General features: G+C 51.8%; 16 protein-coding genes and 1 tRNA gene. 13 read left to right on the top strand and 4 right to left on the bottom strand.

Going from position 1 to position 13159, the window contains the following annotated elements; all coding sequences use genetic code 11:
• Positions 1-92 precede the first annotated feature (92 nt).
• Positions 93-548, top strand: a complete 456-nt coding sequence (locus tag MHH82_RS20280; protein ID WP_015736192.1) for a RidA family protein — start codon at positions 93-95, stop codon at positions 546-548.
• A gap of 2 nt (positions 549-550) precedes the next feature.
• The gene (locus tag MHH82_RS20275) at positions 551-1066 is read left to right on the top strand and encodes a GNAT family N-acetyltransferase (RefSeq protein WP_036661483.1); all 516 of its coding nucleotides are present in this window, start codon (positions 551-553) and stop codon (positions 1064-1066) included.
• Between the two features lie 43 nt (positions 1067-1109).
• Here MHH82_RS20275 and MHH82_RS20270 read toward each other — a convergent pair whose 3' ends face one another.
• On the bottom strand, positions 1110-1961 hold the full coding sequence (locus tag MHH82_RS20270) for an alpha/beta hydrolase family protein (protein ID WP_340967659.1): 852 nt from the start codon (positions 1959-1961) through the stop codon (positions 1110-1112).
• 193 nt (positions 1962-2154) lie between these two features.
• Between MHH82_RS20270 and MHH82_RS20265 the strand changes: the two genes are divergently transcribed.
• The 9 genes from MHH82_RS20265 to MHH82_RS20225 all read left to right on the top strand — a co-directional run bounded on the left by MHH82_RS20265 (position 2155) and on the right by MHH82_RS20225 (position 7287).
• Positions 2155-2227 (top strand) — tRNA-His (locus MHH82_RS20265).
• 128 nt (positions 2228-2355) lie between these two features.
• On the top strand, positions 2356-2616 hold the full coding sequence (locus MHH82_RS20260; RefSeq protein ID WP_015736189.1) for a YqkE family protein: 261 nt from the start codon (positions 2356-2358) through the stop codon (positions 2614-2616).
• 136 nt (positions 2617-2752) lie between these two features.
• The gene (locus MHH82_RS20255; protein ID WP_009590685.1) at positions 2753-3334 is read left to right on the top strand and encodes an AAA family ATPase; all 582 of its coding nucleotides are present in this window, start codon (positions 2753-2755) and stop codon (positions 3332-3334) included.
• A gap of 131 nt (positions 3335-3465) precedes the next feature.
• Positions 3466-4185: a DsbA family oxidoreductase gene (locus MHH82_RS20250; protein WP_340967656.1), complete on the top strand. Its 720-nt coding sequence runs from the start codon at positions 3466-3468 to the stop codon at positions 4183-4185.
• A gap of 103 nt (positions 4186-4288) precedes the next feature.
• Positions 4289-5116, top strand: coding sequence for a GNAT family N-acetyltransferase (locus tag MHH82_RS20245; protein ID WP_340967655.1), 828 nt, complete (start codon positions 4289-4291; stop codon positions 5114-5116).
• 15 nt (positions 5117-5131) lie between these two features.
• Complete coding sequence (locus MHH82_RS20240) at positions 5132-5731, top strand: DUF4269 domain-containing protein (protein ID WP_192571357.1); 600 nt, start codon at positions 5132-5134, stop codon at positions 5729-5731.
• Positions 5724-6194 (top strand): DinB family protein, encoded by a 471-nt coding sequence (locus tag MHH82_RS20235; RefSeq protein WP_340967652.1) that lies wholly within the window; start codon positions 5724-5726, stop codon positions 6192-6194. The genes MHH82_RS20240 and MHH82_RS20235 overlap by 8 nt, the downstream gene beginning before the upstream one ends.
• Positions 6195-6219: 25 nt before the next feature.
• A complete protein-coding gene (locus MHH82_RS20230; RefSeq protein WP_015736183.1) occupies positions 6220-6864 on the top strand; it encodes a TVP38/TMEM64 family protein in 645 nt (214 codons plus the stop codon).
• Positions 6865-6969: 105 nt separating this feature from the next.
• Positions 6970-7287 carry a hypothetical protein gene (locus tag MHH82_RS20225; protein ID WP_015736182.1) on the top strand — a complete coding sequence of 106 codons (318 nt, stop codon included), beginning with the start codon at positions 6970-6972 and terminating at the stop codon, positions 7285-7287.
• 103 nt (positions 7288-7390) lie between these two features.
• Here MHH82_RS20225 and MHH82_RS20220 read toward each other — a convergent pair whose 3' ends face one another.
• Genes MHH82_RS20220 through MHH82_RS20210 form a run of 3 tightly spaced genes read right to left on the bottom strand, consistent with a single transcriptional unit; the run spans position 7391 to position 10894 of the window.
• The gene (locus MHH82_RS20220; protein WP_340967650.1) at positions 7391-9448 is read right to left on the bottom strand and encodes a CotH kinase family protein; all 2058 of its coding nucleotides are present in this window, start codon (positions 9446-9448) and stop codon (positions 7391-7393) included.
• Between the two features lie 18 nt (positions 9449-9466).
• Positions 9467-10177, bottom strand: a complete 711-nt coding sequence (locus MHH82_RS20215) for a DUF4956 domain-containing protein (protein ID WP_015736180.1) — start codon at positions 10175-10177, stop codon at positions 9467-9469.
• A 3-nt stretch (positions 10178-10180) separates the two neighbouring features.
• Positions 10181-10894: a polyphosphate polymerase domain-containing protein gene (locus tag MHH82_RS20210; protein ID WP_340967647.1), complete on the bottom strand. Its 714-nt coding sequence runs from the start codon at positions 10892-10894 to the stop codon at positions 10181-10183.
• 248 nt (positions 10895-11142) lie between these two features.
• Here MHH82_RS20210 and MHH82_RS20205 point away from each other — a divergent pair, with 248 nt between their 5' ends.
• Positions 11143-12504: a sensor histidine kinase gene (locus MHH82_RS20205; RefSeq protein WP_340967646.1), complete on the top strand. Its 1362-nt coding sequence runs from the start codon at positions 11143-11145 to the stop codon at positions 12502-12504.
• The gene (locus MHH82_RS20200) at positions 12501-13139 is read left to right on the top strand and encodes a response regulator transcription factor (RefSeq protein WP_340967645.1); all 639 of its coding nucleotides are present in this window, start codon (positions 12501-12503) and stop codon (positions 13137-13139) included. Before MHH82_RS20205 ends, MHH82_RS20200 begins: the two co-directional genes overlap by 4 nt.
• Positions 13140-13159: the final 20 nt, after the last annotated feature.

Raw genomic sequence — 13159 nt, 5'->3', positions numbered from 1 at the left:
ATGGGGTTGGTCTTTTTTTGCTTGTAAAACGGTTATTCCGTGATACAATAATTGAAATTTAATTTGAATGATTTTCCTATAGGAGTGATCAAATGACCGTTTGTGCGGAGGAACGTTTACAGCAGCTGGGCATCAGCTTGCCAAAAGCCGGATCGCCGGCAGCCAAGTATGCCAACTACGTCATCGTGAACGGGTTGATGTATGTTTCCGGCAAGGGTCCATCCGGGCAGCCAAGGGGTAAATTGGGCGAGCATTACACAACGGAGCAGGGATACGAATATGCTCGGCTGACCGGAATCGAAGTCTTGGCCGTATTGAGGGAAGGCCTTGGATCGCTTGATAAAGTGAAGCGGGTGGTTAAGGTTCAGGGCTTCATTAACGCAACAACCGATTACGAAGAGCATCATATGGTTTTGAATGGATTCTCAGATTTGATGCTTGAGGTGTTCGGGGATCAAGGGATCCATGCCAGATCCGTATTCGGCGCGGTATCCTTGCGGGATCAGCTGCCTGTCATTGTGGATTCGATTTTTCAAGTGGAGGGATAGCCTTGACGTTAACATTAAGGGAGCTGCTGGAGAAGGAGGATGAGAGTCTGCTGTTTATGGTCCAGGAGATTGGCTCCGGCGAGAACGGCTTTGTTAACGGCTTAAATAGCAGCAGCATGGAGGAATTCTCCTCCATGGTTCGTCGCAATTACGAAATAGCACGAAGCATCAATCTGCCGGATGAGTATGTTCCCCAGACGATTTATTGGCTGTATCATAACGGCAAGCCTGTAGGTTACGGCAAGCTCAGACACCGCTTGAATGAGAAGCTGTTGGAGTCAGGGGGGCATATCGGGTATGTCATCAGGCCGTCGGAGCGGGGGAAAGGATATGGCAAACAGATGCTGGCGGGGCTCGTTAAGAAAGCCTGTGAGAAGAACATAAGCCGGGTCCTTCTAACCTGCGATGAAACCAATCTGGCTTCCCGTCGCATCATAGAATGGAACCATGGGGAACTCAGTTCCATTGCGGACGGGAATTGCAAATACTGGATCGATACGGCTGCTAGGCTGGAATAGGGGTGTAGATACCGATCCTCATGAGCTTGAGATTAATTACGCCTTAACTTCGCTTCAACCAGTCGAACATCCGGTTGATCGCCGCTGCATGCTGCGGCGGCGGGAAATGATGTCCCAGCCCTTCGTACAGGTGAGCTTCGGGGTGATGTCCCAGCTCTTGAAGCTTGTCCAGCATTCGGAAGCTGTGTTCAACCAGGACCTGCTCGTCCCGCGTACCATGCACAATCAGGACAGGACATCGGATTCGATCCGCATAGTGAATCGGGGACCGAAGAAGGTATCGTTCCGGAAACTTGGTCGGCGTACCGCCAATGACGCGTTTCATCATTCTGCGCAGATCGATCCGTTCCTCGTAGGTCTGCGCCAGGTCGGAGACGCCGCTCCATAGAATCATTTTGGATACATGAGATGACCGGGCGGCTGCCACGGCAGCATTGATCGCCCCGCGGGAGAAGCCCAGCAGATGCATACGGCTGTTGTCTATCCATGGAATGCGGGATAACCATTCCAAGGCGGTGATCACATCCATCGTATCGGCGCCCCCAAACTCATCCCTGCCCTCACTGCCTTCGTTTCCGCGATAGGCCGGAGCAAACACGGCATAGCCTTGCGCCGCGAATTCTTCGACCCATTTCAACCTGACCGCGCCGATCCGGCCTATGCCTCCGCGGCAATACAGGACCAGCGGCAGCTTCGGTTCGATCGACCCGGAGGCTCCTTCCGGAACAGGGTCCTTATACAAGGAGCATGCAAGCGTGCCGGTTACCGTAACGCCGGGTATGGCGTCGACCGTTTCGGACATCTCCTGGCTGCGATTAAGGGACAATAGCGGCGGCAGACCCAGATATCCTTTCACATGCAATCCCTCTGAGACGTAATCGATATGATAGATCATGAATGTCTTACCCCCTATGCTGAATCATCATGTTGTAGCGTATGTGGACTCTTGGTCAGACGACGGAGTTCAAGTAAGTATAGTATTTACTCGTCGTTGAAATCAAGGGACGATGTAAGAAATTACAATTTGCCAAACGGCTGAATATCTGATATATTATGATCTCGGGCATGATGATATGTCCATTGTCATGGCGGTCGTGGCGAAGGGGTTAACGCACCGGATTGTGGCTCCGGCATTCGTGGGTTCAAGTCCCATCGATCGCCCTTAAGTAAGTATACATAACGAGAAGGAGAGCCGAGAGGCTCTCCTTTTTTGTAAATCCTCTTCAATAGATACGGATGTCAGACGACATTTAAGATGGTATAATGGATTGAAATCGAGGTGAGTATTTATGGCAAAAAAGAAACGAACGTCCCCGGCGCCGCGGACGGAAACTGCCGATAAACCCGCAACGCTAAAAGATATGCTGGACCCTCAAGTTTTGGCAAAGCTGAAGGCGACAACCGAGTCCTTAAAGGCCTCTGAAGCCGAGCGGCTGGAGAAGGAGCGGCAGGAACGGGAAGCTGCACGCAAGGCGGAACAGAAGCGTCGCGATAACGATTTTGAATATCTGCTGGAACACAGCGAGATGGATTGGAAAAAGTACAAATGACAGGCGGCGGCACGCTGTCTGTTTTTTAATATAGACATCAGATAAGGATAGGTTTAATAAACCAGGCCTATCTGGTAATGCAATATAAACGACTGAAGTCTACACAGTGAACCAAATGCGGAGGAAGAACGAGAACATGAATCATGGCCGTGCTATAAGGATCGGGATTGGCGGGGGGACGGGCAGCGGCAAAACGACGCTAAGCCTCCAACTCAAGGAGAAGCTTGTCGAGTATCGGGTGGCGCTCTTTCATATGGACAAATATTATAAGTCCGTCAGACCTATGTCTAAAGCGCCCTTTACGAATACGATCTTTGAGGATTTTAACCATCCGGACGCCGTCAACATCCAGCGTCTGACCGATGAGATAGAACAAGCCGCCCGTTGCGGTGACCATGATGTCATCGTCATTGAAGGGTTTCTTCTGTATCAATTCGAGGATCTTCGAAACTCCCTGGATCTGAAGCTGTTCGTCGACTGTCCCGCGGATGAAAGAATGCTTCGCAGAAACCGACGGTTCATGGAGAAGGGTCATCGCGAGGAAAGCGTGATACAGGAATATTTGCAGCTTGTGCGATACAGGCATGATCAATATGTCGAGCCTACCCGTTGGCATGCGGATTTGGTGATGAACGGCTCCCTGGAGGGGAAGCTTGGCTGTGCGGTTGTGATGGACTGGATTCAGGCCAGGATACAAGATAGCAGGAAGCATCGCTGAAGGCTGTTTACCGGGTGCTCATATCATGGATTACCGTGCAGCATTGCCGTTTTCATATGAGTGTTGATATCAGGGCGAAAGCGGGTTACAATTAGTAAGTTAGTATTCCTGCTCGCTAGGAGGCGAATGAAATGAAAGTTGAAATTTGGTCGGATTTTATGTGTCCGTTCTGTTATATTGGAAAGCGCCGGTTCGAATCGGCATTGGAGCAGTTCCCTCATAAGGATCAGGTTGAAGTGGTATATCGCAGCTTTGAGCTTGATCCGAATGCGTCGTATAAGCCCGGGGTGTCCATGGACGAGTTATTGGCGGCGAAATACGGCATGAGCATAGAGCAGGCCAAGGCAGCTAATGCCAACGTGACTCAACAAGCGGCCAGTGTTGGACTTACCTACCACATGGACCGCGTGATCCCTGCCAATTCATTTGATGCTCACCGACTGGTTCATTTTGCTGCGCAGCATGGTAAAATGAAAGACATGACGGAGCGGCTGTTCCGCGCCTATTTCACGGATGCCGAGAATCTGGAAGATAAGAACCTGCTCGCCGATCTGGCGGCGGAGGTCGGACTGGAGCGGGAGCAGGCTATGGCGGTGCTTGAAAGCGATGCTTTCCAATCCGAGGTACGCGCAGATGAAGCCGCAGCGACGAATCTTGGAATTCGGGGAGTGCCGTTCTTCGTGCTCGGAGGCAAATATGCCGTGTCCGGCGCACAACCGCTGGAAGTTTTCACGGATGCACTGGACAAAGCCTATCGTGAAGCGAATCCCCTGGTCATGGTGAACGAGTCCGACAGCAACGACGGCATGTGTGCCAACGGATCTTGCGATCTGCCGGGCAGCGCGAAATAAACCATACACAGCAAGCCTAGAGCCCGAAGCATCCGTACACGATCTTCGGGCTCTATTTATCACGGATCTTTAAAATTGAATACATAATGCATAGGAGGTAACCATGCCGCATCTTCCATCCGAGGAGCTAATCCATCGCATTCAGCGTTCGGAAACGGAGTATATGTATGATCGAATGCAAGCCATCGAAGGGCGGACCGGAAATCCCGAAGGGATCGAGATGGTTCGTTTCGGCCAAGCGCTGTGCTTGTACAGCAAAACGATGCCTTGGCTTTCTTTTAACACGGTCAAAGGACTCCGTTCGGAGAATCTGAAGGATCTGGACGCAATCATCGACTTCTATCAATCGCGGGACCGCAAATTCCAGTTCGAGATCGTGCCCGCCATGTTGAATCAGGCATTGCTCTCGGCGCTTGCCGATCGCGGATTCTTCCAATCCGCCTTTCATAATTCCATGTATATGAACCCGCAAGAACTGGTGGATATGCCGGATAACGGAATTGTGATCAAAAGAATAGACAAAGACGAGTTTGAAGATTATGCTAAAGTTCATTGCCTGGGAACAGGACTGCCGGTGCAAGGGATCCCATCCGTAGCATTGAACAATCGCGTATTGCATGCAAGGCCGGGCTGGAGGTTCTATATGGCTTATGTGGATGAGCAGCCGGCTGCGGCCGGTGTCATGCATATGAACCATTCCACGGCTTCGCTTACATTTGCCGCTACGCTGCCGGAATACCGTCGACGGGGGCTGCATCAGGAGCTGCTTCGCAGAAGAATACGGGACGCGAAGCGGGAGGGGTGCAATCTGGTTGTCGGTCAATGCGCCTTCTTATCCCAGAGCCATCGCGACATGGAAGCCGTCGGCATGAAGCTGGGCTATGTCCGGACGACCTGGACCGAGCGTCAACCTGAAAGTTCAGCGGAATAGGGCAGGTGGGAAGCGATGCAAGCAGAGTCGGATTTTTTAAACCTGGAGTATTTACGTGAAGGCACGGCCAAGCAGAGGCAGGCAGCTTCGGTCATAGATGAACTGGAACTATGGGAGCATTTGAAATCCTGCAGTCCTATATTGGTGGGCACGATCCCTATAGGGATTGACATCGCTTCAAGCGATCTCGATATCATATGTCATGTGACGGAGTTTGACCGGTTCGAGCGAGAACTCAGAGCGTCATACGACCGACTTGTTTCGGATTTCACATACTCTTTCCGAAGTGTGGGGAACGTAGAGCGAGCAGTAGCGCGATTTCGGTACAAAGGCTGGGAATTCGAGATTTTTGCCCAGCCGGTGCCTTCCGTGAAGCAGAATGGCTACCGCCATATGGTAGTGGAATACAAGCTGTTGAAGCGGCTCGGCGAAGCTGCAAGAGAAACCATCATTGAGCTGAAGAAGGCGGGGTATAAGACGGAACCTGCCTTTGCGAAGCTGCTGCATTTACCGGGCGATCCTTATGAGGAGCTGCTGGAGATGTATCGCTGGCCGGAGGCTCGACTGGACGCTTATATCAAATCATATATGGACAAGGAGAATGTATATGAATGACAAACAGCAGCTGTTAAACGAGTATTCGGAATGGATCGGCAAGGTGAAGGAGTTCGGTGTCCTGGATGAGGACTATTGGAATTCCCCGATTGCGGATGGGAAATGGACCGTGCGCGATGTGGTGTGCCATATCATGCGATGGGATGAGTATTTTTTTAATGAGGCTATCGCCAAAATCTCAACGGGAGATGCATTGACCGTCCGGCATCTGGATTATGACGCCTTCAATGAGGAGGCCAAGCAATATGCCAAAACGTTATCGACGGAAGCGCTGGTGGACCGGACGATAACCGCAAGGGAACAGCTGATTCGGACCATTGAAGCGTTGCCGGAAACGAAGTATGAGGAGCGGTACGCGGACGGAGACGGACATCCCTTTGAAGTGGCGCAATTTATGCGGGATTTCATCTGGCACGATAATCACCATCTGGCTCAGCTGAATCAGGTGGTGCAAGTCGGTTAGGACAAGCAATACTTAGCGGAAATGGGTGAAGTCATTGAATGGCTACTTGGACATCATGTCTTATTTTACACAGAGCAATCTGGAATGGTTTCTTGACCAGTTTCGAGCCTTAGGCCCTCTGCCGGGCATACTGCTGACTTTCTTGAAATCCTTTATTCCTCCGATGCCCACGATCGTGATCGTTGGCGTTAATGCAGCGGTGTACGGGCTGTGGGCGGGATTTCTTTACTCCTGGATCGGAATGGTGGCGGGATGCTTGACGACGTTTCTCCTCGTGCGGAAAATATCCGGTACTCCCCTGATCGAACGCTGGGCGAAAAAACCGAAGGTTCAGCGCGGCATGCGCTGGATTCAACGCAACGGCTTCAGTTATGTTTTTCTGCTGGGCATACTTCCCGTCGGGCCGTTTGTCGCTGTCAACGTGGCCGCCGGTCTGGCGAGAATGAACGTCATGTCCTATCTCATGGCCGTAACCTTGGGCAAGGGCATTATGGTGTTTTGCGTTTCATACATCGGGGCTAATCTCTCGGATTTTATGGCGGAGCCCTTCAAATTGCTCGGTGTCCTAGCTTTTATCTTGCTGTCCCTATGGGGCAGTCGGAAGCTGGATTCATACTTTGTAAGAAAACAATCGTTTCACGATCAAGAAGCTGAGCTCAACTCCAATTGAGCTCCCCGTTCCTGATCGTTCTACGGGAATGGATGCGGAGTCCTTGTATTTGCTGTATAATGGTAAAATATCCAGTATCGGCATGAATGAAAGGAGGAAGCATTTATGACCAAATTGGCCTCATCCATTCTGGAAATCATTCGAATGATGATCATTCTGATGGTCGTGACAGCGGTTCTGGGCAGCATAGAGCATCAGATCCTGAAGTCCTGGATTCCATGGGAAGGGTTATATTTCCTGTTTCTGTTTGCGGGAAATGTATGTTGGTTCCTGGTCCTCTATCGCAATCGCCTGCAATTCAGCGGCTGGTATCGTTCGGCGGAGACGCAGCGCAAACTGTCCGGAAATGCGACGAGAACCATCGTAGCGCTCGGCGCGCTCCTCATCGCGGCACCGGTTATTTTAACGTGGATCACCGCTTAATAGTTGCATGATTATGTAACGGATATCGGCTAATAACGATTAGCGCATATAAAAGGGACAGTTCCAAAGGTCGATGCCTTCGGAACTGTCCCTTGCTTGCTGATTACAATCTTTTTCGTTTATATAGAGTCACAAAAAGACATGAGAGCAGCAGCAGTACGAGGGAAACTCCTGCGTACAAGGCTTCCTGGGTGCTACCTTGCTCCTGGGCTGCTTCGTACGACCAATCGCCAGGCCGGCCCATTCCGCGTCCTCCCTGCATTTGACCGCCGAACTCGCCGCCGAACCCGTTCCCCATCTGGCCTTGAGGGAAATCCGGCATCTGCCCTTGACCATTCTGAGCCGGCGCTTGCGGCATGGTCGGTTGATTGCCGCCTGTAGAGGGCTGGTTCGGAGCTTGCGTTGAATCTGTAGAATTTTCCTCTGCGTTACTTTCCTCTGCATGACTTGTTGGATTAACGGCAGAAGCAGCATCCATCGCTGTTCTTTCGTCGGAACTGCTTGTGCCTGGTCCAACCGCCGATACAATCGACGAGACAGATTCATCCACGTCAGGAGCGTCGCCAGAGCCTTCCCCAATGCCGCTGGAAGTAACATCCGCGTTGCTGGAAGGAGCAAAAGCGGCACCGTCGTTGTTGGCGGGCGTGTTTTCGCCAGAGATGCCTCCGCCCGGGGCGTCGTTAGGGACAACGATCCCAGTCCCGTCAGTCCCGTTAGTCCCGCTGCCGGCTGTTCCATCCGGTGCCGTGCTTGTCCCGGTGCCGGTAGAGCTCTCCTGGGCGGCATCATTGGAATTCGTATTGCCGCCAGGTACCATCCCGTCACCCCCAGGTCGCACGCCGGCGCCGTCAGGCCTCATACCTCCTCCGCCACCAGGCCCCATCCCGCCGCCGCTGCCGCTTCCGTCGCCGGACGAAGGGATCGTCCCATCCAGCTGCTGCTGGATATTATCCATGGACTCTTCCGCGAATGAGGTCAATGTCGGGAGCGATTGCTCGTACTCCTCATAGGAGTAGAACGGTCTGGGGTCTTGCTTGACGTGATCGGATATCAATTCCTGCAATTGCGCTACCCGTTCCTCGAAATGGTCCTGCTGCATGTATCCCTCCAGCATCTCCGAGAGGATGGCATGGTAACGTTCCTTATATTCGTCAACCTCGAGCAGCTTGGCAATCAGGGGACGTTCCGCCAAAGCACCCTGAGTGGGCTCGTCAATCAGGATGCCGAAGCCCCCAAACCCTCCGAACGCCATGTTATAATCCCAGGGCAGGACGGAGAAAATGCCGTTGTTCTCATACAGGTAGTAGTTCTGTTTGTTCATCCCCAAGTAACTGTCCATATTGGAGGCAACGACGTTCAAGGCAACGTACTTGAGCACGTTATCGACATTCAGCACCTTCTCGTAATCGGTGCCGTTATTCAGCTCGTCGAGCATGTCGATCAACACATCGTCATTGGAGGACTTGGATTTCATGACAAGCCCGGTGTACGAATCGGGGTCGCTGCCGAGCCAAGACAGATCGCTGCCCGAGCCTGTCATCTGGGCTTTGTATAATGCGCCGTACGAATGATCGAAATGACGCTGCAGATAAGAATCGCCAATCTGTTCGATTGCGAGGTAGAAGCCCCATAATTCATCGTTAACGTATACATTGACGTAAGAGAAGCCGGGTGTCGGCAGACCGACGGATTCCGCCAACTCGTAGGTCAGGAATTCCCGCATATACGAGGCGTCGCTGTAGTTGTTGTTCAGATTGATTTTGCTGATCCCGTTCAAGGTTTGATTGAGATATTCGTCAAAGGAAATCTTGAAGCTGTAGCGGTCGGAATCGGAATTGACCACGCTGCGCAGGCTTAAATTGCCTTTGGTGCGAATGCCGACATGATCAAATTGCATGCCGTTGTAATTGACGGACGCTTCTTTGTATTCTTCAGCGCTGGCGTTGTCCAGCATATCCTGGAAATCCGCTTCGTCGATCGTGATTTTAACGTCAATGACCTTGTCCTTCGGAAAAACCGCGGAATCGATTTGCTCCTGCAGGCCATCATTCTCAGAGCTTCCAGCCGTCCCGGCAACCTGGGTTGTCCATTGGCAGGCTGTTAGCAGAAGGATTATGGCCAGCGCAAGGGACAGCAGGACTGTCGTTCTTTTCTTCATCATTTCTGACCACCGCCTGACTTAGGATACATAATCGCCGCTGTAACTGATCAGAACCGCATGTTGAACGCCCTGCAGCTGGGACAGCTTGTTCACGAATTGGCCTTCGGCATCGCGCAGCCGTACTTCCAGCGTCAGCTCGATGCTGCCTGGCGTCACGGTTTTTTGCTTCAGGTTGTAACGCTTCACAGCCTGACCGACTTGTCCTTGAACGGCTTGCTCGGCCTGCTCGTTATCGCAATGGACGACCAGCAGGTAAGGGGTATCGACCGTCGCTTTCTTAATGAAGAAGAACAGGATAAGACCGACAACGACGGAGCCGATGGCAGCCAGCGTGTAGAATCCGGCTCCGGTTACGATCCCGGCAACCGCGGCCCAGAACAGGAAGATCAGATCGGTTGGGTCCTTAATGGGCGTGCGGAAACGGACGATGGAGAGCGCGCCGACCATACCGAGCGAGAGCACGAGATTCGAATTGATGGCAATGATGACAACGGCCGTGATCATCGTCATCCCAATCAGCGACACGTTAAAGCTCTTGGAATACAGAACGCCGCTGAAGACCCTTTTATAGAGCAGATAAATAAACAGCCCGATCACAAAGGCAACGGCGAGCGTGATCAAAATTTTGGCGATGCTGATGTCGGATACGAAATTTTCCATGACGGATTTTTTGACGATGTCCGAAAAATTGGTGGTGTTCGTATTGCTTGAAGTCGATGTGGTGTTCATGAACTATTGATCCTCCCATGTGTTATATTTCAGAAATTTACGGCACATTACATATTTGGATGCCGATTGCCGGTTGAGGCCTTCCAGCTGCAGCGCGATTTTGATGTAATCCGGAATGTACTCGTCGTATTTGACCTCGAGTATGATCAGATTCTCATCGATCGCCCGGATCGGCAGCAGGTTTCGATTGAACAGTTCCGTGGAGTGCAGGCCGGTTCTCAGCTCCTTGTCAAACGTAATCCGCACATTTCCGTTAGCGCAGACGTAAGGCTCGCGGACATAATCGACAATGACCTTGGGCCGCAGCAGCTTATGCTTCATCTCGTGGTACAGCTCCATCATCAAAGGCTTATCCGGCTGGTAGAGACAGTCGTATTGTCCGGCCATGATCTGATCGGTAATTTCCCTTGTGAGCGGCTCCTTCAGCTTGGCGATGTAATCCCGGAATTTGATTTTCTTCTCAAAATGGATCGTGTCGTCGGCTACGTTATAAATACGGATGCGGTATTTCACCCGATCCCGGACGCCCGCCAGCTTCTCGTATAGGGCTTTATTGTTGATATCATCAAAGTACAAGCTTCGAATGTGATATTCCCCGGCGGGTCCGGCATGCTGATCGTAGGTCACCAGATTTTTCAATCGTTGGCTGATGATCCGATATTGGTGAAGATTCACGAAGAACTTCAGCTCGTTCCGGTATTTTAATGGGGTTGTCATGTTTCCACCTCGTTTCTCTCTGTCTTTCGTATGCTTGTTTGCTTACGAGATCTATCCTATCAATCGTTCCTGATATCTTTCTTAAGCGCGGCTGAATGTAAACTGAATGTTTTCGCAATGTAAAATGAAGGTATTGAAGAAAGAAACAATTTCATATATCAGTGGTCTTTATTTCCTCGGCATAGGTAAGGAGGGAGGTCCCCCTGCTGGCGCATTTATGGTAGGATGAAACTATATTCGGGAAGAGAATGGAACGATGCGTCTTGATGTATTATGTGTTCGCGCTTTGGAGTGCAGCGGCCTTGCTGCTGTTCAATCAGCCTCGAAGCGAGGTGAACCGCTGGGCGGCTTTTTTCCTGTGGAGTGCAGGGATCGGAGGGTTGACGGACTGGCTTGCGCCTTCCGGTTTTATTGCGGCCGCGTACGGGCCGTGGATTCAATTCCTCAACCATACCCTGACACCTTACGGCGTGTTGATATTTTGCATGGTGTATACCGGCAGGCCCCGGCACCATAGGAGAAAACGTGATCTCAAAATAGGCCTGCTGCTGCCTGTGTTCGCGATGCTGGTCCAGGTGCTCCTTACGAAAGATTACCGGATTCATTACGGATGGCTGTTCGTATGGACCGGCCCGTATTATGTTGCTGCATGCGCTCTGCTCATTGGAGCCTTATCCTCTGAGAAGAACCCGCAGAAACGCAAAAGCATGTGGATTACCACCTGGATTATGGTGCCAACCTTGCTCGGTGTGATGCTGTTGATAAATGTAGGGAATGTCATCTGGCCCGGTTACGATTCATTCCGGTACGTGTCCCTGTTTATTCTGTATTCGATGGGCGTTGCCGTCATCTGTACCTTTGTGTACGGCGTCCTGGGCGTTCGCCTGAAATTCGAGCGCGATCCGCTGGATCGCACGATGCAAGCGGTCAGCTCGGGTACAACGATGCTGAATCATACCATCAAGAACGAGGTCGGGAAAATCGCCATGAGCACCGATAACGTGAAACGGCTGCTGTCGCCGGATAACGAAACGGCACTGGAGCAGCTTGATGTCATCGCTAACGCTTCCAAGCATTTGTTAGCGATGACAGGGCGCATGCAGCAGCAGATGAAGGCGTTTAAGCTGGTGGAACAGCCTGTCCGCGCGGATCAGCTGCTTGCTGAACTGCAGCTTCGCGAACAGGAACGGCTGCGCAGTCATGGCATCGAATTAAAGGTGCTGTGCACACAGCGTCCCTGGCTGCTTGCGGATGCCGTCCACTTGAAGGAAGCGATCAGCAATCTCATAAGCAATAGCGTCGAGGCGATGCCTGATGGAGGAGTGATCGCGTTGACGGTAACGGCAGACCGCAAGGGTGCCGCGATTTCCGTCAAGGATAACGGCATGGGCATTCCGGAAGAGCAGCAGCCGCTTGTGTTTGAACCGTTCTACAGCACCAAGGGCCACAGGAAGTCAAACTTCGGACTTGGCCTTACTTATGCGTACAACGTGATGAAGAAAAGCGGCGGCTCCGTGGGATTGGAGAGCCGCGAATCGGTCGGTACCGAGATCACGTTGTATTTTCCCCGCAGCAAAATCATTCGTTTATCCGGGAGGGAAGAGCCTTGAATCGAATACACGTCTTTCTGGTCGAGGACGATCCGGATTGGATTAAATCAATGACCGTTTTTCTGAATGCGCAGGAGGATATGATCGTGGTCGGCGCGGCCGAGTCCCCCGAACAAGCGATTGCGATGGCGCAAGTCCTGTCCTTCGATATCGTGCTTATGGATATTCAGCTGACGGCGGGCCGACTCGACGGCATCTACGCGGCTGCAGAAATCCTTGAACGAAAGCCCGAGGCCAAGGTTATCATGCTGACCTCGCTGGATGACGAGTTGGTGATCACGCAATCCTATACGGCCGGAGCCGTCAATTACATTGAGAAATCGAATTTCGAGGAATTGCCGACCGCAATCCGAAGCGCCGTACGTCAACCGGGATCAATGGAGGTGCTGCTCAAGGAATTTGCCCGCCTCAAGCGGGAAGAACAGCTGCGGAGCTTGACTCCGGCGGAACGTGAAGTGTTTGATCTGTTGGATGAGGGTTACACCCATTCCCAAATGGAGAAGAAGCTGTTCAAAACCGAGAGCACGCTCAAGAATCAGATCAATAAAATTCTGAAAAAGCTCGGGGTGAGGAGCAGCAGGGAGGCCGTAGAGAAGGTCCGCCGAAAAGGGATCGTAAGAGAGAACGACAACTAGCTTCGGGACGGAAGACGGAT

This window comes from Bacillus sp. FSL K6-6540, assembly GCF_038007545.1.
The sequence above is the reverse complement of the archived record's forward strand: the minus strand, read 5'-3'. Positions and strand labels throughout refer to the sequence as shown.

Coding starts and splice junctions, on each gene's coding strand:
- MHH82_RS20225 (WP_015736182.1), top strand. CDS start 6,970: ATGACCAAATTGGCCTCATCCATTCTGGAAATCATTCGAATGATGATC.
- MHH82_RS20245 (WP_340967655.1), top strand. CDS start 4,289: ATGCCGCATCTTCCATCCGAGGAGCTAATCCATCGCATTCAGCGTTCG.
- MHH82_RS20210 (WP_340967647.1), bottom strand. CDS start 10,894: ATGACAACCCCATTAAAATACCGGAACGAGCTGAAGTTCTTCGTGAAT.
- MHH82_RS20215 (WP_015736180.1), bottom strand. CDS start 10,177: ATGAACACCACATCGACTTCAAGCAATACGAACACCACCAATTTTTCG.
- MHH82_RS20270 (WP_340967659.1), bottom strand. CDS start 1,961: ATGATCTATCATATCGATTACGTCTCAGAGGGATTGCATGTGAAAGGA.
- MHH82_RS20220 (WP_340967650.1), bottom strand. CDS start 9,448: ATGATGAAGAAAAGAACGACAGTCCTGCTGTCCCTTGCGCTGGCCATA.
- MHH82_RS20280 (WP_015736192.1), top strand. CDS start 93: ATGACCGTTTGTGCGGAGGAACGTTTACAGCAGCTGGGCATCAGCTTG.
- MHH82_RS20250 (WP_340967656.1), top strand. CDS start 3,466: ATGAAAGTTGAAATTTGGTCGGATTTTATGTGTCCGTTCTGTTATATT.
- MHH82_RS20205 (WP_340967646.1), top strand. CDS start 11,143: ATGGAACGATGCGTCTTGATGTATTATGTGTTCGCGCTTTGGAGTGCA.
- MHH82_RS20235 (WP_340967652.1), top strand. CDS start 5,724: ATGAATGACAAACAGCAGCTGTTAAACGAGTATTCGGAATGGATCGGC.
- MHH82_RS20255 (WP_009590685.1), top strand. CDS start 2,753: ATGAATCATGGCCGTGCTATAAGGATCGGGATTGGCGGGGGGACGGGC.
- MHH82_RS20260 (WP_015736189.1), top strand. CDS start 2,356: ATGGCAAAAAAGAAACGAACGTCCCCGGCGCCGCGGACGGAAACTGCC.
- MHH82_RS20240 (WP_192571357.1), top strand. CDS start 5,132: ATGCAAGCAGAGTCGGATTTTTTAAACCTGGAGTATTTACGTGAAGGC.